The sequence below is a fragment of the Streptomyces lienomycini genome (assembly GCF_027947595.1).
GTDB classification, from domain to species: Bacteria; Actinomycetota; Actinomycetes; order Streptomycetales; family Streptomycetaceae; genus Streptomyces; species Streptomyces lienomycini.
Window position 1 is genome coordinate 3,923,356 of sequence record NZ_CP116257.1, and the last position, 20,448, is coordinate 3,943,803.

General features: G+C 69.3%; 15 protein-coding genes and 5 pseudogenes. 8 read left to right on the top strand and 12 right to left on the bottom strand.

Annotated elements, in window-relative coordinates:
* Positions 1–64: 64 nt before the first annotated feature.
* On the bottom strand, positions 65–601 hold the full coding sequence (locus tag BJ961_RS17675) for a hypothetical protein (protein WP_271413800.1): 537 nt from the start codon (positions 599–601) through the stop codon (positions 65–67).
* Between the two features lie 21 nt (positions 602–622).
* Here BJ961_RS17675 and BJ961_RS36140 point away from each other — a divergent pair, with 21 nt between their 5' ends.
* Positions 623–1,015 carry a thioredoxin domain-containing protein gene (locus BJ961_RS36140; RefSeq protein ID WP_381161093.1) on the top strand — a complete coding sequence of 131 codons (393 nt, stop codon included), beginning with the start codon at positions 623–625 and terminating at the stop codon, positions 1,013–1,015.
* Positions 1,016–1,093: 78 nt separating this feature from the next.
* Here BJ961_RS36140 and BJ961_RS17685 read toward each other — a convergent pair.
* Positions 1,094–1,309, bottom strand: a pseudogene (locus BJ961_RS17685) (transposase); the annotation flags it as partial.
* A gap of 191 nt (positions 1,310–1,500) precedes the next feature.
* On the bottom strand, positions 1,501–2,367 hold the full coding sequence (locus BJ961_RS17690; RefSeq protein ID WP_271413802.1) for a LysR family transcriptional regulator: 867 nt from the start codon (positions 2,365–2,367) through the stop codon (positions 1,501–1,503).
* Positions 2,368–2,461: 94 nt separating this feature from the next.
* Here BJ961_RS17690 and BJ961_RS17695 point away from each other — a divergent pair, with 94 nt between their 5' ends.
* Together BJ961_RS17695 and BJ961_RS36290 are read left to right on the top strand one after the other, a co-directional pair.
* On the top strand, positions 2,462–2,779 hold the full coding sequence (locus BJ961_RS17695) for a hypothetical protein (protein ID WP_271413803.1): 318 nt from the start codon (positions 2,462–2,464) through the stop codon (positions 2,777–2,779).
* Between the two features lie 174 nt (positions 2,780–2,953).
* Positions 2,954–3,247, top strand: a pseudogene (locus BJ961_RS36290) (IS30 family transposase); the annotation flags it as partial.
* A 265-nt stretch (positions 3,248–3,512) separates the two neighbouring features.
* Here the strand turns inward: BJ961_RS36290 and BJ961_RS17705 are convergent.
* The 3 genes and pseudogenes from BJ961_RS17705 to BJ961_RS17715 all read right to left on the bottom strand — a co-directional run bounded on the left by BJ961_RS17705 (position 3,513) and on the right by BJ961_RS17715 (position 9,066).
* Positions 3,513–7,325, bottom strand: coding sequence for a terpene synthase family protein (locus tag BJ961_RS17705; protein WP_271413804.1), 3,813 nt, complete (start codon positions 7,323–7,325; stop codon positions 3,513–3,515).
* Positions 7,326–8,183: 858 nt separating this feature from the next.
* Positions 8,184–8,302 (bottom strand): annotated as a pseudogene (locus BJ961_RS17710) (IS5/IS1182 family transposase); the annotation flags it as partial.
* A gap of 170 nt (positions 8,303–8,472) precedes the next feature.
* The gene (locus tag BJ961_RS17715; RefSeq protein ID WP_271417074.1) at positions 8,473–9,066 is read right to left on the bottom strand and encodes a TetR/AcrR family transcriptional regulator C-terminal domain-containing protein; all 594 of its coding nucleotides are present in this window, start codon (positions 9,064–9,066) and stop codon (positions 8,473–8,475) included.
* 81 nt (positions 9,067–9,147) lie between these two features.
* Between BJ961_RS17715 and BJ961_RS17720 the strand changes: the two genes are divergently transcribed.
* The gene (locus BJ961_RS17720; protein ID WP_271413805.1) at positions 9,148–10,395 is read left to right on the top strand and encodes an FAD-dependent monooxygenase; all 1,248 of its coding nucleotides are present in this window, start codon (positions 9,148–9,150) and stop codon (positions 10,393–10,395) included.
* A 161-nt stretch (positions 10,396–10,556) separates the two neighbouring features.
* Here BJ961_RS17720 and BJ961_RS17725 read toward each other — a convergent pair whose 3' ends face one another.
* Positions 10,557–12,071, bottom strand: coding sequence for a monooxygenase (locus BJ961_RS17725; RefSeq protein ID WP_271413806.1), 1,515 nt, complete (start codon positions 12,069–12,071; stop codon positions 10,557–10,559).
* 64 nt (positions 12,072–12,135) lie between these two features.
* Here BJ961_RS17725 and BJ961_RS17730 point away from each other — a divergent pair, with 64 nt between their 5' ends.
* Complete coding sequence (locus BJ961_RS17730; RefSeq protein WP_271413807.1) at positions 12,136–12,801, top strand: TetR/AcrR family transcriptional regulator; 666 nt, start codon at positions 12,136–12,138, stop codon at positions 12,799–12,801.
* 858 nt (positions 12,802–13,659) lie between these two features.
* Here BJ961_RS17730 and BJ961_RS17735 read toward each other — a convergent pair.
* From BJ961_RS17735 to BJ961_RS17745, 3 genes are all read right to left on the bottom strand, one after another.
* Positions 13,660–14,043 (bottom strand): nuclear transport factor 2-like protein, encoded by a 384-nt coding sequence (locus tag BJ961_RS17735; RefSeq protein WP_271413808.1) that lies wholly within the window; start codon positions 14,041–14,043, stop codon positions 13,660–13,662.
* A complete protein-coding gene (locus BJ961_RS17740) occupies positions 14,040–14,612 on the bottom strand; it encodes a MarR family winged helix-turn-helix transcriptional regulator (RefSeq protein WP_271413809.1) in 573 nt (190 codons plus the stop codon). Before BJ961_RS17740 ends, BJ961_RS17735 begins: the two co-directional genes overlap by 4 nt.
* Positions 14,613–14,789: 177 nt before the next feature.
* Positions 14,790–15,650, bottom strand: coding sequence for a phenylalanine 4-monooxygenase (locus BJ961_RS17745; protein ID WP_271413810.1), 861 nt, complete (start codon positions 15,648–15,650; stop codon positions 14,790–14,792).
* Positions 15,651–16,742: 1,092 nt separating this feature from the next.
* Between BJ961_RS17745 and BJ961_RS17750 the strand changes: the two genes are divergently transcribed.
* The 3 genes and pseudogenes from BJ961_RS17750 to BJ961_RS17760 all read left to right on the top strand — a co-directional run.
* Positions 16,743–17,560 (top strand): IS5 family transposase gene (locus BJ961_RS17750; RefSeq protein ID WP_271320373.1). Its coding sequence is split into 2 segments (ribosomal slippage): positions 16,743–17,100 and positions 17,100–17,560, totalling 819 coding nucleotides; the frame shifts between segments, so codons are not numbered across the junction.
* A gap of 24 nt (positions 17,561–17,584) precedes the next feature.
* Complete coding sequence (gene trxA, locus BJ961_RS17755) at positions 17,585–17,911, top strand: thioredoxin (RefSeq protein WP_271413811.1); 327 nt, start codon at positions 17,585–17,587, stop codon at positions 17,909–17,911.
* A gap of 291 nt (positions 17,912–18,202) precedes the next feature.
* Positions 18,203–18,584: pseudogene (locus tag BJ961_RS17760) on the top strand (helix-turn-helix domain-containing protein); the annotation flags it as partial.
* Between the two features lie 137 nt (positions 18,585–18,721).
* Here the strand turns inward: BJ961_RS17760 and BJ961_RS17765 are convergent.
* Both BJ961_RS17765 and BJ961_RS17770 read right to left on the bottom strand, forming a co-directional pair.
* A complete protein-coding gene (locus BJ961_RS17765) occupies positions 18,722–19,099 on the bottom strand; it encodes a hypothetical protein (protein ID WP_271417281.1) in 378 nt (125 codons plus the stop codon).
* Between the two features lie 953 nt (positions 19,100–20,052).
* Positions 20,053–20,318 (bottom strand): annotated as a pseudogene (locus BJ961_RS17770) (IS5/IS1182 family transposase); the annotation flags it as partial.
* Positions 20,319–20,448: the final 130 nt, after the last annotated feature.

The following is a 20,448-nucleotide window of genomic DNA, read 5'->3' on the forward strand; positions in this document are numbered from 1 at the left end:
GATGGCCGCCGGCGGCCCTGATGCTCCCCCTTTGGGAGGTCAGGCCGTTGGCGACGGCGGGCCGTCAGACGCTGCCTGGGCCGGCTGTTGCTATGGCCTCGGTCGCCACCCGCCGCAGCCCACGCTGCGTGAGCCAGCTGTTCTTCCCGCCGGTCAGGTGGGCCACAGCGCGGCCCACCCACTCTGGGTCGCCGAGGAGGTGTAGCTGCCCCTCGTCGATGAGCTGCCGCAGCAGACTCTCCAGCCGGAGGGCATCCACCGCCCGGTAGGGGCGCGCGTGCTGGTCGAAGCGCAACTGGTGGTCCTCGTACGGGTGGCGAAGCGTCATGTGCATCCAGCCTCCGTCGCGCTCAGCAACCATTCCCTTGACCGTGTACATGCCCCTGGTGTTCGTGTTCCGGGAGTGCTTGCCCCAAGTGAGCCAGATGCCGGTCATGATCCTTGACCACGGGATCAACTGCCCCTCGGAGCCCGGCTCGCGCTGGTGGAGCCCGTCTGGGCGCAACTCCACCCAATGGGTGTCCGGGCGTGCGGCATCCCCGACTGCCCAACGCCCACTGACCAGTTCCAAGGGTCCCAACCGTGTACCGTTCGCCTCCATGCGGGCATTGAATCACGCGTTCTGAGACCTGCCGCGCTCTCGCCGCTTACGAGTTGGTGCGCGAGAACGGGCGCGGTCTACGAACACTTCTACGAGCACTACCCGGAGTCGGACGCGGCCGTCGCAGCGTTGGTGTCGCGCATCACGGGCTATGTGGGAGCGCTCCTCGCACGGTACCCGGACGACGTCGACCACGGTGCTGACAGCCGACCGGTCGTCTTCTGGCGGCCGGGCTGCAAGTGCTGCATACGACTGCGCATCCGGCTGGGCCGCAGCGCCCGCCAGTCGCACTGGGTCAACATCTGGCGCGACACGGCAGGAGCCGCAGCGGTGAGAGCAGCCAACGACGGCAACGAGACCGTGCCGACCGTTGTCGCGGCGGGCCAGCCACACACCACCCTCGGTCCCGGATAAGTGCGCGAACAGTTCTCTCCTTCCGCGTGATCAACACCGCGTCCTGCGGAGAGGCAAGCACCCGCAGCCACAAGCGCAGGCCTGCGTGGTCACCGTCTTCTCCCAGCGCCCGTTGCGCCAGGTGGTGCGGGCGTCTGTGTGTCCTCCCCCCTACGCGACGCCGATCTTTGTGGTGGCCTCGGCTTCGATCAGTTCCTGCAGCAGCCGCTCGGCGACCTCGCGGACGAGTCCAAGACCATCGACCGAACGTACTGACTCAAGCAGGCGAAGTAGATCATGCTGGGGCAAGGTCACCGTGCACCCTCTGGGGTGGAACTGCCCTTCCACTTCGGACAGTTGTACGGTGGCCTGTCAGTTGAGCAGGGAGCAATACCGTCCGCTCCGTGCCGCAGCCAGCCGTCGTGCGATCACCGCTGGTCCCGGCCCGGCGGGCCGGGACAGGGCCTCCAGCGAGGAGATTCGGGCGGCGACCTGGGGCGCGGTTCTCATGTCGTTCCTGCGGCACGCGCCGCGTCCACGGCGGCGGTAACGAAGGACGCAACCAGGCGGCGGCGGTCGTCCTGCGACCACGCAAGCACGAGTTCGTTGTGGGGGGCGTCCGTCACCGGCCGGTAGACGAGGTCGGGTTGCAAGGGCTGCGCCAGTGAGTTGGGAAGTACCGCGATCGTGCGTCCCAGCCTGATCATTTGCAGGGCTTCGGCCAGATCCGCGACCTCGGGCCCCCCTTCCGTTTCGGGTACTCCGGTCCAACGCACGCCTTTCCAACGGGGCAGAGCTTCACGGGTGAGATCGGCGAGGGTGACCGCTGTCTGAGAGGCAAGCCGGTGATCCGGCGGGAGGATTGCCACCCGTCCTTCGACCTGGAGGGTTTCGTGGTCCAGGCCGGTCATGTCGTCAAACGGAACGTAAAGCAGTCCCAGGTCGGCGCGGCCGTCCCGGACGTAGTCGGCCCGGTCGGTTGCTCCGCCGAAGACGATGTCCACCTGGCGGGCTTCGGGCCGGCCGGCATAGGCGGCCAGGATGGCGGACAACAGGTTCGCGTCACCACCGGGTTTGATCACCAGACGCAGATGGGATTGCCGGTCGGGTGCCCGTCGGGTCTTCTCGGCGGCCGCGCCGATGGCATTGAGCGCATGTCGACCGTGCTCCAGAAGTGCTTCGCCCGCTGGAGTGAGGCGGACGCTCCTGCTCGAGCGCTCCAGCAGCTTGACCTCGAGTCGGTTCTCCAGGCGCCGCACTGCCTTGGAAAGGGCTGGCTGCGCTATCGCCAGGCGGGCTGCCGCGTGACCGAAGTGCAGTTCCTCGGCCACGGCGACGAAGTACTCCAGCTCGCGGGTCTCCAGATCGGCCATGCTCTGAGCCTATCGCGCAATCCATTCCTCCCAGGCATCGAACGAGATCCAGTAGATCTTGGACGCGCCCAGAAAATACCTGTTCACTGAATGCATGATTCACCACACGACGATCGTATCGTTCGAAAATCCGATTCCTGACAGTGACTTGAAGCAGTACCTGACCGAGTTCGAGGATCTCGTGATGGGCTCCGGCCTGGTCGAGTCGGTCGCGGCCCAGCCTCACATCCGTGTCCCGGGGGACGACCATGCTCCGGTTGCCGTCGCCTCCGCTGTCGTGCAGTTGCGCTTGGCCGACCTCGACGCCCTGAACGCCACCTTCACGATGCCGGGGGCCGTTGACCTCATCAAGCGCTGGCAGTCCCGCCACCCATACAAGGTGATCTGGGTCAACCACGATCCGCTGGTATGAGCAGCGGGAAGTTCCCCGCGGGGGAGCCTCGCCGTGCGAACAGACCCGGTCCGACGACCGGAACGGCAGCAGAGACGTCGCGCACGTGGGAGGAGTAGACCTCCGGAACGTCCAACTGGGGGAGGATCCACGTCGGTGAGCGCGCGCAACAAGCCGGGTGGCCGCGACACCACGGAGGTGACGATCAGCCAGCGGCCCGCTGGAGCAGCCGACCGTGCGGTGCCCGGCCGCTGGGAAGGTGACCTGGTCATCGGGCTGAACCGGTCGGCGATCGGTACGCTCGTGGAACGCACCACCCGCTGCACGATGCCGGTTCACCTGCCACCGGCCGAGGGCTACGGCACGATCCCGCGCACCAGGAACGGGCCCGCCCTGGCCAGCTACGGTGCCGTGGCTACGAAGGACGCCCCGACCACCACGATGGCCACGTTGTCCGACCAGCTTCGCCGGTCACGAGCCTGGGAGCGAATCCGCCGTGCGGCGGGGGCCGTCCCGCAGTGCCCTGCGAGCGCTGCGGGACGCGACGCACGAATTCGCCGCGCTCCCGTGCTGCGGATCGGGAGACGTGAGTACGTGAGAGAAGTGAGAGAACGGATTGCCGCCGGTGATCGATGGCTTGTCGGCGTCGCCGACCGACCGCTGGTCTGGAGCATCGATGCGCCGACCTGTGGCTGTGTTGCAGAGACTGCCCGTAGGCCGCGGACTGTCGGCTTGCCGCGCGGCCGATCCGTGGTCATGGTCCGGTGACGGCTTGAGGGAACGTGAACAGCCCTTCCGGATCGCTGATGGCCTTGACGTGCTGCATTTTCGGATAGTTGCGGCCGTGGTATGCGGTGGGCCAGTCGGTGAGTTCGGGGTCCATGCCGTTGGTGTAGCCGCCGGCTCCGAGGTGGGGCTGCATGGCGGTGTGGACGTCGCGTAGCCAGCCGGTTCTGCGATCGACATGGGCACGGTCGGTGAGCTGGTGCCAGTAGGAGTGGTACTGGACGACGCCGACGGCGTTGCGGTGTGGGAACACGGTGGCTTCGGGGGGCCGGTCGTTGACGGCGCCGCCGAGGGCGTCGATGAGCAGGCCGCTGGCGCCGCCCACGCCGGTGAAGGCGTGCAGCTGCTCGAGAGCCGAGGCCATGTCGGTGGCCGCTGCCGGGCTCAGGTGCTGGCGCACGATGTGGGATTTGGCGGCGAAGGCGACGCGCGGTCCGAAGGTGCCGGCGCCCCAGCGGTCCGCTTCACAGGCGGCCCGCGGGTAGTCGCAGGGAACGGTCACCCGGCCGGTCTCGGGCCGGCCTACCGTGGCGGTCAGCCGGTCCAGGAGCGGATCGAGGTCGTCTGGTGTTCCGATGAAGGTTCCGGTCACGGTGGGCTGCGCGGGCATGCCGGAGTCGCTGAGCTGCTCGAAGGCGCAGGTGATCGTCCGTGGTGTGGCCGGGTCCGCGTTCCACAGCGTCCAGCCCCTCAGGACTGCCGAGGTTGCGCTGGTGGGCCAGCTGGCCAGGAACCGTGTGAAGGCGAGGTCACGGATGTCCTCGGTGGCGAACTGAAGAGCGGTGACGACGCCGTAGTTGCCTCCGCCGCCCCCGCACAGAGCCCAGAACAGGCCGTCGTCGGGCCAGGGCGAGTCGGCGTGGACGCGGCGGATGCGGCCGTCAGCGGTGACGATCTCGGCTTCTTGCAGGTGGTCGCAGGCCAGTCCCCAGGCTCGGGTGAAGGCGGACAGTCCGCCGCCGAGGGTGAGGCCGGCCAGGCCGATGGTGGGGCAGCGGCCCAGCGGCAGGCCGGCTCCGGCCGTTGCCAGCGTCTGGTGGGCCTGCCCGCCTTTGACGCCGGCGCCGAAGCGTGCCCGGCCGTCGCGGACCGTGGCGCTGCTCAGGGAGCTGGTGTCGATGACAAGTCCGGGTCCGGTGGAGTAGCCGGCGTAGCTGTGTCCTCCGGAGCGCAGCGCAAGGGAGACACCGGTGGTGCGGGCGAACCGCAGCATTTCGACGACGTCGTGGGCGTCGGCCGGGTAGGCGATCGCCTGCGGACGGATGTGGTCGAAGCGCTGGTTGACCAGAAGTCGGGCTTGTTCGTAGGCGGCCTGTTCCGGTGTCAGAAGTACACCGCGCAGATGCGTCTGAAGCGCTGACCAGTGAGGGCCGGGCGTCCGGGACCGGACTCGCCCGGATGGGACGGGGGCCGGGACGGCGGGCAGGCGGGCGGCGCGCAGGGCGGACAGGGTGTGGAGGTCGGCGAGGACGGGATAGTCGAACGGCAGTGGCCGGGGGCCGACCTGGTCGGGCGGCGAGGTGAACCCGCCGTCCGGGTCCTGCTGGGCCAGCAGGTAGGCCACCGCCCGGCTCACGGTGAGCGGGTCGCCGTGTCGCGCGAGTACGGGGACGGCCTGGGCGGTGGAGAGCACGTCGCTCAGCTCGTCGGGCAGTTGCCCCCAGCCGCCGTCGGCGTTCTGTGTCGCGGTGAGACGTGCCACGGACCGCACGGTCGCCTCGGCGATCCGGGTCGTCAGGCCGGCATCTGCTGTGGGGACGGCGTGCAGGGCGTCCAGGGCGCGCAGGATGGCGCTGGACTCGCTGACCGTCCAGCTGCGTTCGAACGTCCCGTCCGTCTGCTGGGCGTTCAGCACGAACTCCAGCGCGCCCGTGAGGAGACGCTCGTGCTGGGCGGCCCGTGGGGCCAGGGCGAGGATCGCGCCGGCGGTCATGTCCAGGTCCGGCGTGTCGCCGCACACCCAGGTGGGGAAGCCCCCTTCGGGACCTGCGATTTGGGTCAGGTACCGGGTTGCCCTCTCGAGCGTCTCGTGGTGGCGGTCGGGGTCGGTGGCGTGCAGGAACTCCATGCAGCGGGTGGTGGTGTCCACATCGGTCTGCTGCATGCCGGTGGCGAACGGCCAGCCGCCGTCGGCGGCCTGCCAGGATGCCACGAGATCGGCCATCCGCGGAACGAACCGCGCCAGCTGGGTCTCGTCCTGGAACGCCAGGCCCGCCACGGCGGTCAGCCACACGTCCTGGCTGTCCAGGAACGGCACACCGTCGTCGGCGTTGACCGCGAGGCACAGCCGCAGCAGGCCGTCGTCGAGAACGGGGGAGGCGGGCCGGAAGGTCCGCACCGCGTGCAGGCCGAGCAGGAAGGTGGTGGCGCTGGCTTCCCACAGCACCCTGTGGCGCCCCAGCGACAGCAGCGACACCAGGCGCTCCCGCTCGGCGTCGGTCATCGCGTGCGGGCGGCCGCGGGCGTGCGCGTGGATGATCCGCGCCGACAGCAGGTGCACGTCGGTGAACGTGGTGACGCCTCCCGGCCCGACCGGGGCAACCGTATCGCTGTCGCCCAGCGCCGAGCCGCACAGCAGATGCAGCACCGTACTCAGCATCACAGACTTCAGCCGACCACGCCCGGCCGTACCGCTGCTCACCGCCATCGGCAGGCCGGCGGCCACAGACGGCGCACGTTCGGCCATGCCCGCCGGGTCCAGGCAGGCGTCGATCAGCAAAGCGTCCAGCCTGCTCGCGACAGGCCGACGCCGCTCAAGGAAGCGAGCCAACCGGTCCCGCTCGCCTACTTCGCGGCCCCGGGCCCGCAGCAGGGACAGCAGCAACGCGGACTCCAGCACCCGGCTGCCGCACCGGTCCTCCACATGCCCGGCCGCGTCCACGGCGACGGCCAGATGCTGCACGAGCGCGGGCAGCCCCCGTTCATGACCGCCGGACGTGACAGCTTCCCCGCACGTGTTGCGGTGCGTTTCCCGCTGCCAGGCCAGACAGCCGCCGAGCACGCGACGGATGAGCGCAGCCCGCTCGCCGTGCGCTGCCCGGTCGAAGTCGTCCATGCGCTCGGCCAGCATGCCGCGGGCGTGGGCCGCCGCCTGCAAGCGGTTGCACCCGTGATGGCGGGCGAGCACACCGACCAGGTTCTCCGCGCCCTCGTCCTCCTCGCGCGCCGCGGACCGCAGGTCGTTGGTCCAGCCGACGATGTCGGCGCATGCGTCCCTCAGCTCGTCGAGCTCGCCCGCTACGGGCAGGGCCCGTTCCACCACGGCGAGCAGCGGCAGCACGGTGACGGTACGGCGCCGCAAGGTCAGATACTCGTCAAGCCCGAGGCGTTCGCCGCAGGCGCGCTGCCGGATCTCCGTGCACGTGGCCTCGGCGAAGTCCCGATACAGCGCGAGGAAGTGCCGCCGCCAGCCAGGCCGGGCCACGATGCGCGTGTGCTCCCACAGCTCGGCGAGCGCCCGCACCAGAGGTGCCGCCGACGCCGGATGCCGGGTTCCGTCCGGACCGTCCAGCACCTCGAGGAACTCGTCCAGCGCTGCACGCGTCTGCGCCGGTGACTGACCCTGGCGGTCGAAGCCGTCATCCACCAGCGCGATGAACGCACCCCACTGCGCGATCAGCCCCAGCTCCGCCTCTCCCGCTCGCGGAACCAGCCATCCGGCCATACGCCCGTGGCCCGTCCGCGCCAGCCGCCGCTTCTGCTCCTCACCGGCGACCAGACCGTGCCGCACCGCCCAGGACCGCACCTGACGCTCGGCACCGACCCAGCCTGGGTTGCACACCGTGGCCGGCCCCCCGACCGGGCCGTCTTCCGGACGCAAGCCGCTCGCGAGCCCGGAGGCCAGGAGCTCACTCGTCCCTCCCGGAGTACTCATGCCACCCTCTCGGTACCGCGCACAAACGCTCCGCACAGACTCCTCGCAGGTCTTCTGGCTCTCCGGATGCTGCTATCGCCACAGGGCAAAGCGACCGATGGCTGTACCTGCCTGCGCATCTCATGCTCCATCCGTCATCCACGGCACCCGCCGTCCGATCCAGAACACCCCGGCCAGGCGGGACAGGGAGCGGCCACAACGTCAAACCACCCTTCCGTGCGAACCGCGTGCCACGAACGAGTCCCGAGCAGAGCGCGGCGGTCCTGCGCCGCGGGGACGCTGACCGGCTTTCCTCCTCCGCATCCCGAGCCCGGCCATCCGGCTGGACGGGCGGTCCGGCAGTCGAACGGCGAGTTGCCCGTCGACACGGACTACCTGACAGGCGTCGGCCGGGACACGAACCGGGTTGGGCTGCGTGCGGGGCCGGACGCCTTCGGGTCGATGTGACCCGACCAGCACAGACAACTGCCCTTGGACCGGGTGAAGGACCTCGGCCTGGCCCAGAAGTTCCAGCCTCGCGCGGTGCCTGCGTACGGCGCTGGACGCCCGGCCGCTCACCACCGACAAGAACTGACCTGCGAGGGCTGACTTGCTCCGCGGCCCGCGGGTCGGCCCCACCCCACGTCCTCGTGACCGGCTTCCGGGCTGCGTGATGGTCAGTGCGCGCAACTATGCGTAACCACGTCGCAGGGGAGAGTGCCATGACGTTACGGTTCGTCGAGGCCGATCCGAACACCGGAGACCAAGAGTCGTGCGGCACTTTCATGCAAGGGCCTCAAGGGCGCGGAGGCTGTCTGCCCACCGCCGGCCGCGGACCGGATCGGTCGGCATCAGCGGCTCGATCCGGCCCACAACCCATCAGCGATCACTAACCGAATGGACACGTCCGATCAACTGACCAGCCCGCCATAGAGATACGCTCTGGCTCGGCGAGCGGCTGCCGTGCTGGGACTTCCCGTATCGGCGGCGCCGCGAGGCTGCCTGAGACGTCTGGCGAGCGACGAACCGAGCGTCGTCGAGGGGCGTTCTTCTGATCCGTCCCACCCGCAGCCGGTCACATCGGCGACGGTGGAGCGGAGGCCGGGCCGGAGGCCGTGGTGTGCTGTTCGAGGCCGCCGAGGATGAGCGCGAGGCCCGCCTCGAAGGCCACCTCGTGGTCGAGTGCGGGGACGTCGTCCGGGAGGGTGTCGCCCGTCTGCTGCTCTGCGTCTGCCTGTTCTTCCAGGACGCAGCCGACCGTGTACCGGCCTGCGGCCAGCATCGCCATCTGCGCCTGCAGCTCGGGTACGCCGGAGGAGGCCAGGAAGGCCATCTTGTGGCGGATCCGGCCGAGGTCGCCAGTGGGAGTGCTGCCGGCGTGCAGTCGGGCGCCGTCGCGTCGCATCAGGAGTGTGCGGCGGAAGCTGCGGGAGTTCTCCAGGAACCACGCACGCCAGTTGTCCTCGGGGGAGGGGAGCGGGGCGTTGGCGTGCGGGGCCATGGCCGCCTGTGCCATGGCCGCGAGCAGGTCGCTCTTGGTCCGGAAGTGGTAATAGAGCGACGGTTGTTCGACACCGAGGCGCTTGGCGAGCCGTCGGGTGCTGACCGTTTCCAGGCCGACGTCGTCCAGGAGATTCAGCGCCTCTGTGACGACGGTCTCACGGTTCATCTTGGTCACGTTGACAATCTATCGCTGATAGAAGACCGTTGGAAGAATCAATCACCGATAGATTCTTGGGGTGGGTCGGCCATGACGAACGGGATCACGAGGCGTTCGCTGCGCATCCTCGTCGCCGGCGGCGGCATCACCGGGCATGCGCTGGCCTTCTGGCTCACCCGTGACGGTCACCGGGTGACGGTCGTCGAACGCTTCCCGGCGCCGCGTGCCGCAGGTGCGCAGGTCGACCTTCGCGGCCAGGGCATCGAGGCGGTCGCGCGCATGGGACTGCTGGAAACGGTGCGGGGCCGGCTGGTGGACGAGGCGGGTGTGGCCTTCATCGACTCGCGCGGCAAGCCGAAGGCGACGATCATGGCGAACACCTCCGGCAGAGGCCGCCAGTCCCTGACTTCTGAGTACGCAATCATGCGCGGCGACCTGGTCCGCATCCTGTACGAGGCGACCAGGAACGACACCGAGTACGTCTTCGGCAGGAGCGTCGACGGTTTCGTCCAGGACGCAGACCGGGTCACCGCGCACTTCTCGGACGGGACCAGTGACGAGTACGACCTGCTGGTCGGCGCCGACGGGCAAGGTTCACGCGTCCGCCGGGCCCTGCTGCCGGAAGGCGCGGATCCGTACTGGCGCGTGGGCATCCACATGGCCTACTGGTTCGTGCCGCGTATCGCCTCGGACAGCAACATCCGTGACACCTACATGGTCCCGGGCGGTCGGCAGATCATGCGGCGCAGCCACAACGCGACCGAGACCCAGGTCTACTTCGTGCTGCGCGAGGAGTCGGCAAAAGCGTCCGCGATCCACCGCGCTCCCGTCGAGCAACAGCAGAAGTTCTGGGCCGACCGGTTCCGGGACGCCGGATGGCAGACCGGCCGGTTCATCGAGGGCATGCAGGACAGCCCGTTCTTCTACTCCCAGGAGATCGTCCAGGTGCGCACCGACCGCTGGTACAAGGGCCGGGTGGTCCTGGCGGGGGACGCCGCGCACTGCGCTTCCCCCTACAGCGGCATGGGAATCTCCGGCGGTCTGGTCGGCGCCTACGTCCTGGCCGGGGAGATCAACCGGCACCCGGACGACCTGCCGACCGCGCTGGCCGACTACCAACGAGTCCTGCGGCCCTTCGTCGACGAGATCCAGGACGAGGTCGATCCCCGCATCCTGCGCCTGGGCATGCCCAAGCATGGGCACGCCATCAGCGCCTTCCAGAATGCCACCGCGCTGGCCTGCTTCTTCCACCTGCCCGACCTGGTCGCGCGGTTCTCCAGGAAGGACCGCGGCGGTGGCTGGCAGCTGCCCGCCTACGCCGACACGCGCGCCGTCTGAGCCGCCCCGCCCTGCGGCGCAGGAGCGCGGACCGGCGAGGTGACGCGGACCGGTCAGTGGGCGGGGGCGGCCCTGTGCCGCTCTTCCGCGGGCGGCGGCGCCCCCGGACGGCTGTGTACGGACCGCGGACCGGCGCGGTGCACAGGGGTGAACAGCTCCTTTCAGCCGGGCGCACCCGCCCACGCGGTCAGTGCCTGGACCCGCTCGTCACGGCGTACTCCGCAGTCGGTGGTACGGGTGGCCCAGGCGACGTGGCCGTCGGGACGGACGAGAACCTCGATCACACCGTCGAGGTCGGCGTGTTCGTCGTACTGGTTCGCGGTGACGGCTGTGACCCGCGGGTCCCAGCCCGCGTCGACGGACTCCCGAAGGGCAGGGTCCCCGGCCAGGGACAGCAGAACGAAGCGGCCCTGGGTGAGCAGTTCGTACACTCGCGTCGCCTCCGCACCGGCGGTGGTCAGCCCGACGTCGGGCATACGGCGCCCCACCAACGGATCGGCGCCCGCGGCGGGCGGCGGGTAGCTGGTGCCGAGCGCGGAGACCTGGTCGGCGAGTCGGCGGTTGACCTCCGTCATGCCCAGCAGCTGGTCGAGGAGTGTGCGCAGGGCCGCGGCCGGGCGCTGGTACTGCGCGACCAGTGTCAGCTCCGCCAGCAGGGTCTGGACCTCGGTGTTCTCGGTCACCGACTGGCCGACCGGCCGGCGTTCCGCGTCGTAACTGTCGAGCAGTCCGGGCGGGGCCCAGCCGTGCACCGCGGCGGCCAGCTTCCACCCCAGGTTCATGGCGTCCTGGAGCCCGGTGTTGAGCCCCTGGCCGGCTGCGGGGAAGTGGATGTGGGCGGCGTCGCCCGCCACCAGGACGCGTCCCGCGCGGTAACGCTCCGCGAGCCGGGTGGCGTTGCCGAAGCGCGACAGCCAGCGAGGCTCGGCGATCCCGTAGTCGGAGCCGGTGATCCGGGCCAGTGACGTACGGAACTCCTCCAGCGTCACGGGCTCCCTGGCCGGCACGCGTATCCGCTCCGGGTCCAGGTAGACCAAACGGGTGACCCCTCCCTCCAGCGGCGCGACGATCACGCCGCCGGCCCGTGCCGCATCAAGGGCACCGGGCTGTGGGTCGACGACCGCGAAGTCGCCGAGTACCCCGGTCAGGGTCTCGTCGGTGCCGGGGAAGCCGATCTCCGCGGCCTGCCGCACGACGCTGCGCCCGCCGTCACACCCGACCGCGTAGAGGCAACGGACGGTCTCCGTGCCGCCGCCGGGGATACGCACCTCCACCCCGACCCCGTCGTCGTCCTGGCTCAGGCCGAGGACCTCGTGCCCCCGGCCGATCTCCACTCCGAGCTCGCGCGCCCGCTCCTCGAGGACCGCCTCGGTGCGCGCCTGGGCCAGGAAGAGGGTGTAGCCGTGCCGGGAGTCGAGGGCGCTGAAGTCCAGCCGGGTGCGCAGGCCCGCGAAGTGCCAGCCCGGCACGGTGCGGCCGAGCGGAAGGAACCGGTCGAGCAGCCCTCGCTGGTCCATCAGTTCAACGCTGCGCGGGTGCAGGCTCAGCGCCCGCGAATCGCGCTGCGGTTCGGTGCGGCGCTCCAGGATACGAGTCCGTACGCCCGCCAGTGTCAGCTCGCACGCGAGCATCAGCCCGGTCGGTCCCGCGCCCACGATGATCACATCGGTGTCCATCGGAGATGCCCTCCTTAATTAGTGAACAACGTTCACGTGAACGTTGTTCACTATACTGGCGGCCATGAACTCCTCGTCAAGCCCAAACAGAGGCCGACCTGCTCGACTCAACCAGGAACGCACCCTCCAGACCGCCCTCGACCTGCTGAACGAGTCCGGCCTCGACGCGCTGACCATGCGCCGGCTTGCCGATGCACTGGGCGTCCAGGCCGGCGCGCTGTACCGCTACTTCGCGACCAAACATGACCTGCTCACCGCGATGGCGGAACGCATGCTCGACGGCGTCGCCGACGCCGCCGGGCCGACGACGGACAGCGACTGGAGCGAGAAGGCGGCGGACCTCATCCGCGCGCTGCGTACAGCCCTGCTCGCCCACCGCGACGGCGCACGTGTCTTCGCCGGCACCCACCCGACCGGCCCGAACACCCTGGGCTTCTCCGAACGCCTCATCGGCGTGCTGCGCGAGGCGGGCTTCAGCGACAGCGAAGCGGCGCGGGCGCTTTACACGGTGGCCAACTTCACCGTCGGCCACACTTTGGAGGAACAGGCCGCCCACTACCCAGGGGACGAGGAGCCCACCGATGCGGGGGCCCTGCACGAGGCAGTAGCGGCAGGGGCGTATCCCCATCTCGCCGCCACCCTGCCGGTACTCGCCGGCACGGACTTCACGACGAACTTCGAGTTCGGCCTGCGACTGCTCCTGGACGGACTGCGCGCCCTCCAGCACTGAGCCGGACGAGCCGGATAGCGCTCGGAGGGGTTGGCCGGTGTGCTGAGTCCTTGCTGGCCTGAGGTGTTGTCGGTTCGCTGAGAAGTCGGATGGTCGGTTATGGCGAGATGGGCGGGGGTTTGAACTGGGGTTGTGCGTACTGTGGCGGGGTGGGCTGTAGGTAGTGCCAGCGTGTAATGGCTGGGTTGGTGTTTCGGCTGGTCAGCGCCGTCTTGTCAGGCCGGTGGGTGGGGGATAGCGGCTGCGGGTGGGGCGTCTGTGTTGTTCAGCGAGGTGGTCGAGTCGTACGGCGTCGAGGGCGGCGCGTCCGGCGAGCTGGGCGCCACGGGTGCGTGCCGGTGAACCGTGGGGCGTCGTCGGTGACGTTGACGCCGGTGTAGATGAAGGTTGCGGGTAGGGGTTGCCCGTAACCGGTGCCTCGGGGTGGAGGTCAGTTCAAGGGCACCACTCCCTTGTCGGCGAGGGCGTCGGCGAGGCGATGCGAGACGCCGGAGGTGGTGACGAGGTGAGCGTGGTGCATGAGGCGATCGGTGCTGGCCCCGGCAAGATTCTTGGGCATGATCGTGTCGAAGCAGCCAGTTTCGGGCCGTTGGCCCGGTTGAGGCGCGTTCTTCGGCGATCTGCCCGGTCATCCGTTCAAGGACGCGTTCGGCGACGGCGAGTTCGTCCCACTCGGTCCGCACTTCGGCCAGCTGATTGCCCAACTGGGCTTCGAGTGCGTCCAGTTCCGCAAGGCGCGCGGTGATCCCTTCCAGCAGTTCGGGATCCGCCGCTCGCGTTCCCCGCCTGATTCGGTCTTGCACGAGCCACGTGGGATCGCCCGCCCGGCGCCGTTGAGATGCCAGGCTGTGCTCGGTGTCAGGGCGGGGTGACTGCCCGCATGACGTCGTGCCAGGCAGTGGCGTCGAAGATGAGGCGGATGGTGTCGATCCGGCCGTCCGTGAAGTGAAAGTGTTCGGCTGTGCGCTGGGTTCCGATGGCCGAGACCGAGGTGTGGACGTCGTAGAGCAGGATGGCTTCGCTCTCGCCGTACAGTTCGCTGATCAGATCGACGCCGCTCACGATCCCCAGGAACGAGTCCAGCCCGCTGAGGTGGTGGTGCGGGCTGTCGGAAGTCAGCAGGGGGCTCTGGAAGTGGAAGGGCTCAGCAAGGGTTCGAACGGCGGCAGGGATGTCGCCGCGGAACCGGGCCTGGTGGTAGGCGCGGACGGTGGCGCGCGTCGTGGGCGCGGCCCTTGTCATGCGGGGATGTTTCTTTCGGTAGCAGTGAGGTGGGTGGCGATGCGCTGCTGGTTCTGAACGAGGCGCAGGCAAAGGTGGCGGAGCTGGTGGAGTTCGGTGTCGGTGAATCCGTGGAACAGCGCCGCCATCGCCCTCTGCGTCGGCGCTCGGAAGTCGTCCAGCCACGTCAGGCCGGCGGGGGTGATACGGGCGACGACGGATCGGCGGTCTGCGGGGTCGGGGTCGCGCCGGACGAGTCCTTGGCATTCGAGCGTGTCGACTAGGCCGGTGGCGTTGCGGGCAGTCATGCCCGCGGAGCGTGCGAGGTCGCCGAGATGCGCACCGGCCGTCCCGAGAGTGCGCAGGCGGATCAGGACGTCGACGGCTCCAGTGCTGAGGCCACGGCCTTCTGAGCCGTGTGCGCGAAGCCGCTCGACGGACCTGTGCGCAGCGCGCGCGGCAGCCGCCGTCTCCAGACGGAGGATGTCGCCTCCCGCCGTGAACTCGGCCATCGACGCGCGGACTTGGGGATCATGGAGCAGCCCGTCCGCGTCGCAGGCGAGCTCGGCCAAATTAGTTACGTGCTTCATAATGAAGTACTACCGAATACCGTCCGGTCCAGTCAAGGCGGGGGAGGTATCCGGGGCGGCGCCCGACCGCAGGCGGCCGACACGCTCCCTGGCCTGGAACCAAGGTGAGCAGGCCCGGAGAGCGACAGTGCACGGCTCCGCGCCGTCGGGTGACGGCGCACCAGTTCTGAGGCCGTCTCAGGGCTCCGCGGTCCGTCCGTAGCGCGGTGCGCTGTCGTCGTCGAGCGCCGACAGGAAGCCGTCCAGGGTGGTGGTGACCTCGTCAAGGCTGCGGGCGCTGAAGAGTACTGGCTGGTACCCGGAGATGTCGTACTTGGTGGCCAGCATTGCGCGGATGTCCAGTGGACGGATCCGGGCCTGCCGCAGGCGGCAGATCTCCCCGGCGGAGGAGAGCAGAGCTGCCCCGTATGCCTTGGGTATGCCTGCCTCGTCGAGGATTCCGTACTCCAAAGTGAACCAGTACACGTCGCTGATCATCTGGAGGACGTCCTTGTTCTGGACGCGCATGGCCGCGTCGCCGATCAGCCGGTAGACGTCGGCGAAGGCGGGCGAGGCCAGGTGGATTCCGTGACCGAAGACGTCATGGATGATGTCCGGTTCGGGGGTGAACATCGGTACGGCCGGGTGGCGGACGAATTGCACGGCGTGGAAGTAGCCGTCGGCCATCGACCCCAGGAACCTCTTGTTGCCGACCACACCGCCCGCGACGGTGAAGTCGAAGCCCGTCAGCGCGCGCAGGTGCAGCCCGACTTCGGCGTGCTGCGGGATGTGGTCCGCCGGAACGGGCGCCTGTTCACGGGCGTCGAGGGCGGCACGGCAAGCATGCTCACGTTGGGCGTTCCAGAGCCGCTGGTGGACGGTCCGCCAGGTCCGGTGCTCGGCCTCGGTGTAGTCCACTCGTGGGGAGGGGGCACCGACCCGGTGTCCGCGGGCCAGCGAAGCGATGGCCCGACGCCGCAGCAGGTAGCGGGGGTCACTGAGGCCAGGGTGCTTGGCGGCCGCGTCGAGCCGGCCGTCGGTCGCGATCGGCGTACGCACGTGATTCTCTCTCACAAACCCGATTCTTTCGGTCGGCGCGCAGCCGGAGCACCCGGACACGCCTGCCCCAGTGGTGCGTCATCCACGCGCCGCTCGGGTCACCCAGCCGCCCCGAAGCAGTCGAGGCCGCGCACGCCGACTTCGCCGCCCTCCAGACCGTGCGCGTTCGCTCGCTGGGCCGGCTGGCCCTGGCCGGGGTCGTTCACGGGGCTGGCTGGCCGGCACTGCGCGGTTGCCCTGCCCGGAGACCGGGACGTGATGCGGAGACCGGCCGAAGGGGATAGAGGGACATCGGCAAGGAGCTGTCATGACGAGCAAGCTGGAGACCTACTCCGATCAGGACGCGGCGAAGAAGGGCCTGGAGGGGAAGGGTTACGTAGGCCCTGGGCGAGTCACCGCGTCGGGCCAGGCGCTGAATCAGGCGTACAACGGCCAAGGGAAGAACAGTGGGACCCATGTCGTCGACGGCGAGCAGCGGCAGGTCTTCCCACGCCAGTGCCGGCAAAGCCGGTACAAACGCGAGCGTCACTGTCTTCTACTACCCCAAGGAGCCTTCCAGCAGCTTCCACCTGGTGGCCTTGGGCGTGCACGCCAGCGCCGACCTGTACAAGATCGGCAAGGAGCTGGCCCAGGACCAGGCCCCGTTCCAGAAGAAGACGGTCGGGCCCGAGGGACGGTGAGGCCGCGTCCTCGAGGGCCGCGGTCAGCACCTCCTCCTGGGCGAGGAGGAACCGACCTGGCCGGCCGCGGAAGGCCGGTCGTCGATGAGGCCGACGGCCTCCGCCGAACCACTACGGTCGTGTGGGGCCCTCGCCTCGTGCCACGACGTCCTAATACGCTCGGCGGCGGGGCGTCAGGGGCATCCGTCGCGGCGGACACTGAGCCGTCGGCGCGGCAGCGCCTGCCGACGAGACCCAGGTGCGTCAAGAACTGCGCCCGTCACACCATGCCGATCGGGGGAATCGGACGGGGCACGGGATTGCGGAGGGCACTTGGCAGGAAGGACGCCGAGGTAATGCAACTCGGGATAAGAGGTCCTAACAGAAGTTGTTGATCATGTGACTTTCGGCTTGGGTGGTCGTTGGTCCGTTCGTGGGGAAACGACAGTCGCGGCCCTGGGTCGTGTCGGATGAACTGTGGTCGCTCATCGAGCCGTTGCTGCCCGTGCCGGGTCCGAAGCTGGTGGAGGGCAGGCCGCGGGTCCCGGACCGGCAGGCACTGTGCGGGATCCTGTTCGTGCTGCACACCGGCATCCAGTGGGAGTACCTGCCCCAGGAGCTGGGCTTCGGCTCGGGGATGACGTGCTGGCGGCGCCTGGCCGCCTGGAACGAAGCCGGCGTGTGGGACGGACTGCACCTGGTGCTGCTGCAGAGGCTGCGGGCCGCGAAGAAGCTCGACTGGTCCCGGGCGGTGATCGACTCCTCCCACGTACGGGCCGCTCGGCGCGGCCCAAAAGCGGGCCCAGCCCGGTCGACCGCGCACGACCGGGCAGCAAGCACCACGTCCTCACCGACGGCCAGGGCATCCCGCTCGCGGTGTCGCTGACCGGCGGAAACCGCAACGACGTCACCCAGCTGCTGCCGCTGCTGGACAAGGTTCCGGCCGTGGCCGGCGTCGTCGGCCGGCCCAGACACCGGCCAGACGCACTCCTCGCCGACCGCGGCTACGACCACGACAAGTACCGCCGCCTGCTGCGACAGCGCGGGATCCGACCGGTCATCGCCGAACGAGGCGTCGAACACGGCTCCGGCCTGGGCGTCTTCCGCTACGTGATCGAGCGCACGATCGCCTGGCTGCACGGCTTCCGCCGACTGCGAATCCGCTGGGAACGACGCGACGACATCCACGAAGCCTTCCTCGGACTCGCCACCTGCCTCATCACCCACCGCCACGTCCAACGCCTTTGTTAGGACCTCTAAGTGAGGTGTCTGAGCATGCCCGTCACGCCCATCACGAGCATGAGCCAGTTCCACAAGGTCATCAACGACTCCAAGCCAGCCGTCATTGACTTCTGGGCCACCTGGTGTGGCCCTTGCAGGCAGATCAGTCCGGTGCTGGAGAGCATCGCGAAGGAACCAGAGAACTCTGGGATCGATTTCTACAAGGTGGATGTCGACGACCACCAGGACATCGCGCAGGAGGTCGGCATCAGGGCCATGCCGACCTTCGTGGTGTTCAAGGACGGGAACAAGGTCGACGAGATGGTCGGAGCCAACCCGGCGGGCCTGAAGAAGCTGGTCCAGCAGGGCAGCGCTCTGTGAGTCCAGCGAGGCCCCCGCCACTCGGTGGTGTGGGCTTCGCTGCCTGTCTGGCGGGCCAGGCGCGTTCCAGTGCGCCGAGAGAACGGTGGAGTTGTGCCACCGCGGTGGCGAGTGCGACCAGGGCGGGCGGGCCTCCGGGTCGAGGTTCCGGGGATGTGGGGCGCGGACGAAGAGGCGTGAATTGACCGGGGGTCCGCCCGCGCACCATGTGCACACCGCAGCAGCCAGGTCTTCTGCGGCCTGGACTGCCGTGGTGGTGGCCGGGTGGTCGGGAGCCTCGTCGGACAGCCGCTGGGCCCCTGTCGTGCCGCACTCGACCGGCCTCATGCGCTGGTCGAGTGGGTCACGATGCCCATCGTCACCCGTGAGGGCGACCTCCGCTGCAAGCTCCCGCCGCACCAGTGCGCCCTCGCCGCTCTCGCTACCTGTGCAAGCACGACACCCTTGCCCAGATCAGCGCAGGCTTCGGCATATCCGTCCGCACCGCCCACGCCTACACCACAGCGGTCGTGAAGCTTCTGGCCGGCCGGGCGCCGGGCCTGTTCAAGATCCTGCGCGAGCACGACCCCGATTTCGTGCTCCTGGACGGCACTTTCAGCGAGTGCGACCGCCTGGGCGACGGACGCACCGACTACTCCACAAGCACCGACGCCACGGCGTGAACGTGCAGGTACCGCTGGGCGGAAACGACGACGCCGGGCGCCCGTGGTGGCCAGGGCGCGAGTCGTCTCCAGCCCGGTTCCCGCCTGTGTTTGTATTTCATCTCCAAGCGGCGCGAATGGCTGTAGCGCCGCACCGGGAGATCGCGGCCTACGGGTCCTGGCGTGCGTGCCGGATCCTCGCGGACGCCGATCGCACCCAGCCGGGGCCCGGGGCCGCGTCGAAGTTCTCCGGGAAACGGTAGATGCCGCGCACGCCCGTGTACGCGGCGACCAGGGCCAAGATCCACGCCACCGCGTCGGGTCCCGGTCCGCGTTCGGCCATGACGAGAGCGAGTAGCGTCACCGCGGCCATGGCCAGCGCGGGAAGGTGCGCGGCGGCGCGGAACTGGGAGGTGCGCGGAGCCCGGCGGACGCGGCGGGCTGTGGTGGCTTGCGCGTGCTCCGGTGCGTACGCCGACTCCGCGGCGTAGCGATCCGTCACGCCCCAGACGACGTACCCGTCGTCCGTGACCAAGGCCGCGCCCATCGCCTCCGTCGGTTTCGCCCCAGGATCCGCCGGCGGCGGCCCAGCAAAGCCAGCCGTACCGGCCCTCAAGGGCGATACCCGGTTCCAGGTCGAGCCAGCGGAAGGCCATGTTCTTCTCGTCCGCGGTCCGCAGTGCGAAGGTCTGGTCGTCGGCCGTGAGCGACAGCCGACGCGCCCGCCAGGTCACGTTGCCCTCGCCGTCCCAATGGGCCTTGCCCACCCGGACGCGGCGGGCGGCAACCGTACCGGCGGCGGCATCCCGGCGCAGCTCGGCCGGGCCCGAGTGAGGGCCGCCACCGGCGAAGAGGCTGACCACCCACAGTCGCAGCAGGTACAGAGACACGAACCCGGCGACGATGGTAATCAGGTTCATGGCAGGTTCCAGCGGGCCGGCGTGGGCGCCTATCGTGCGGGCCACGACGAGCGGGAGCGCGGACAGCATCAGCCCGGGCACGAGCGTCGCCCGCACCCTGCGTCGGCGTGGTAGCCGGGCGGGTACGGCCGCGCGGCCGGGCTCCGCCGAGAAGGGCGGAAGGATCAGCGGAGGGGCCAAAAGCGCGCCGACCCACCAGAGGGTGGTGAGGAGTGCGGTCAGCGCCGCGTACCGAACCACCAGGTCGCTCCCGACGTCCGATTCGGGCGTCGGGAAGAGCAGGCAGAGGGTGGTGAGTGCCCCCGCCGCCAGCGCCGCCGTCCCTGTCACCCGGCACCACCAGGTCGCACGCCGCGGCAGCGCCGTACGGTCGTCGTCGTTCATGGTTCCCCCCCAGGGCAGCCCAGCTGGAGGCGCGGCACGGTGCCCCCCGGCGAACTGCCTCTCGCCTGTGTTCGATCCGGCGACAGAGTACGCCTGAATTTGTCAGCGAGTCGGCGGTAGCAGATGAGGATGCAGGTGATGCTCGTGAAGGCCAGGAAATGGTCGGCCTTGCGTTCGTAGCGGCGGTGGAGCCGTCGGAGATCACGACGAATATGGGCAGACAGGTCTGCTCGGTGATCAGATGGATCTTCGAGCCGTACTTGCCACGGTCGACAGGATTGGGACCTGTCAGGTCGCCCTCTTCAAGGCCCGCATGTTCACCGAGTCGAGCGCGCACCTCGACCGGTCCAACTCGCCGCGGGAGCCGAGTGCGTCGAGGACCAGGCGGTGCAGCTTGGCCCAGACCCGTGCCTTCGTCCACTCGGTGAATCTGCGGTGGGCTGTCCCACCGGACGGACCGAACGACGTCGTGGGAGTGAGGCCGTGGGGTGACGATCCCCTTGCTTGAGAGGGCGTTAAGTCCCGTTCCTGATGATGTGGTGTCGCCCGTTCGTGGGTGATGGGACAGTTCCGTCCTCGTGTCATGGCGTGT